Genomic DNA, 2,075 nt, shown 5'->3' with positions numbered 1-2,075 from the left:
ACCGCAAACCCCGACACCAACACCCGATCCGCCACCGGCACCACATCCACCGACGACAACCGCACACCACCAGCCCCCGCCAACACACCGAACGCGCCGCGCAGCGCGGCGACGAATCGTTCGGCCGTGGCGGCCTCGAACAGTTCGGTGGCGTAGTCGACGGTCATGTCGAGTCCGGAATCGGTTTCGGAGACCGAGATCTCGAGGTCCGCCTTGACGACCGCCAGGTCTGCCGGTTCGGTGACCGAGTCGAGCCCGGCCCCGAACGCCAGGTCGCCGGAGTCGGCGCGGTAGGCGAGCATGACCTGGTAGAGCGGATTGTGGGTGCCGATGCGTTCGGCGCCCGACGCCCGGACGATCTCCTCGAACGGCAGGTCCTGGTGGGCGAACCCACCGAGCACGACCTCCCGCACCCGGCCCAGCAACTCGTCCACCGTCGGATCCCCCGACAGATCGTGACGCAACGGCAGCGTGTTCACGAAATACCCCACCACCGACGCCAACGCCTCGTCCGTACGGCCACCCACCGGCGACCCCACCACGATGTCGTCACCCGCACCCAACCGCTGCATCGCGATCGCGACCGCGGCCTGGACCAGCATGAACATCGACACCCCGGCACGGTCCGCGGTCGCGTGCAGCGCCTCGGTGATGGCTGCATCGACACCGCCGCGGACCTGCGCACCGTGGAAGTTCGGAGCCGTCGGGCGCGGGCGATCCAGTGCGATCGACGACGAGACCGGCGCCTCGTCGAGGACCCGTGCCCAATAGGCGCTCTGCTCGGCACGCACCGAGTCCGGGTTGTCGGCCGACCCGAGGAGCTCGCGCTGCCACACCGCGTAGTCGGCGTACTGCACTGCGGGCATGTCCCATTCGGGTGTGTGGCCGGCGCGGCGGGCCCGGTACGCGGCGGAGAGGTCGGACATCACGGTCGGGAACGACCAGTCGTCGATCGCCGCGTGGTGCACGGAGAGCACGAGCACGCACTCGTCGGACCCGGTGCGCAGGATCAGGGTACGCAGCGGCAGGTCGGTGTCGAGGCGGAACGGCCGGCGGCCGAACTCGTCGATGCGCGCCTGCGTATGCACCGGATCGGTGCACTCCGCGACGGTGACGTCGAGTTGACCTGCGACGGCTGCCGGTTCGACGATCCGCTGATACACGGCCGCATCGGATTCGGTGACCGTGTCGGCCGGAACCAGCAGCGTGCGCAACGCTTCGTGCCGTCGAACGAGATCGGCGACGGCCGCGGCGAGTGCGTCGGTGTCGATCTGTCCGCGCAGACGCAGGACGGTCGGCACGTTGTACTGCGCGTCCACGCCGGTGAGCTGCTCGATCATCCAGAGCGACTGCTGGCCGTAGGACGCGGGCAGCGGATCGGGACGCACCGCATCCCCGACACGAGGACGATGCGCGACGCGACGGGCACCGTCGAGGGCAGCGGCGAGCGTGCCGACGGTCGGGGTCTCGAAGATCGAACGCAGGGACAGGGACACTTCGTGCTCGGCATTGAGGCGCGTGAGAACTCTTGTCGCGGACAGGGAATGCCCGCCGAGTGCGAAGAAGTCGCTGTCGACGCCGACGGTCACGGTGTCGTCGAGGTCCAGCGCAGCCCGGAAGGCACGCGCGACCGACAGCTCCGCGGGCGACTGCGGCTCGCGGCCGGAATGGTCCGTGGCCGCGGGCACGGGCAGTGCGGCGCGGTCGAGCTTGCCGTTCGCGGTGATCGGCAGCTCCGGCAGCACCATCAGCGCCGACGGCACGAGGTGGGCCGGCAGCGTGTCGACGAGTCGGGCACGCAGCGCGGACGGATCGAGTTCGTCCACCGTGCAACCGTTTTCGGGCGTGACGTAGGCGACCAAACGGGTCTCCGCACCGGTGCCGTGGGCGACGACGGTCGCGGAACCGACGACGTCGATCGTGGTGAGCGCGGCTTCGATTTCACCGACCTCGATGCGCTGGCCGCGGATCTTCACCTGGAAATCCGACCGACCCACATACTCCAACCCACCCGACGGCAACCACCGCACCAGATCCCCCGTCCGATACAACCGCCCACCCGCAGTGAACGGATC

General features: G+C 69.4%; 1 protein-coding gene. It reads right to left on the bottom strand.

Going from position 1 to position 2,075, the window contains the following annotated elements; all coding sequences use genetic code 11:
- Window positions 1-1,976 (bottom strand): condensation domain-containing protein (locus ACWDUD_RS30595; protein WP_450111773.1); only part of this gene is annotated, 1,976 nt, incomplete at its 3' end.
- Window positions 1,977-2,075: the final 99 nt, after the last annotated feature.

It is taken from the genome of Rhodococcus sp. NPDC003382 (genome assembly GCF_053589135.1).
The sequence above is the reverse complement of the archived record's forward strand: the minus strand, read 5'-3'. Positions and strand labels throughout refer to the sequence as shown.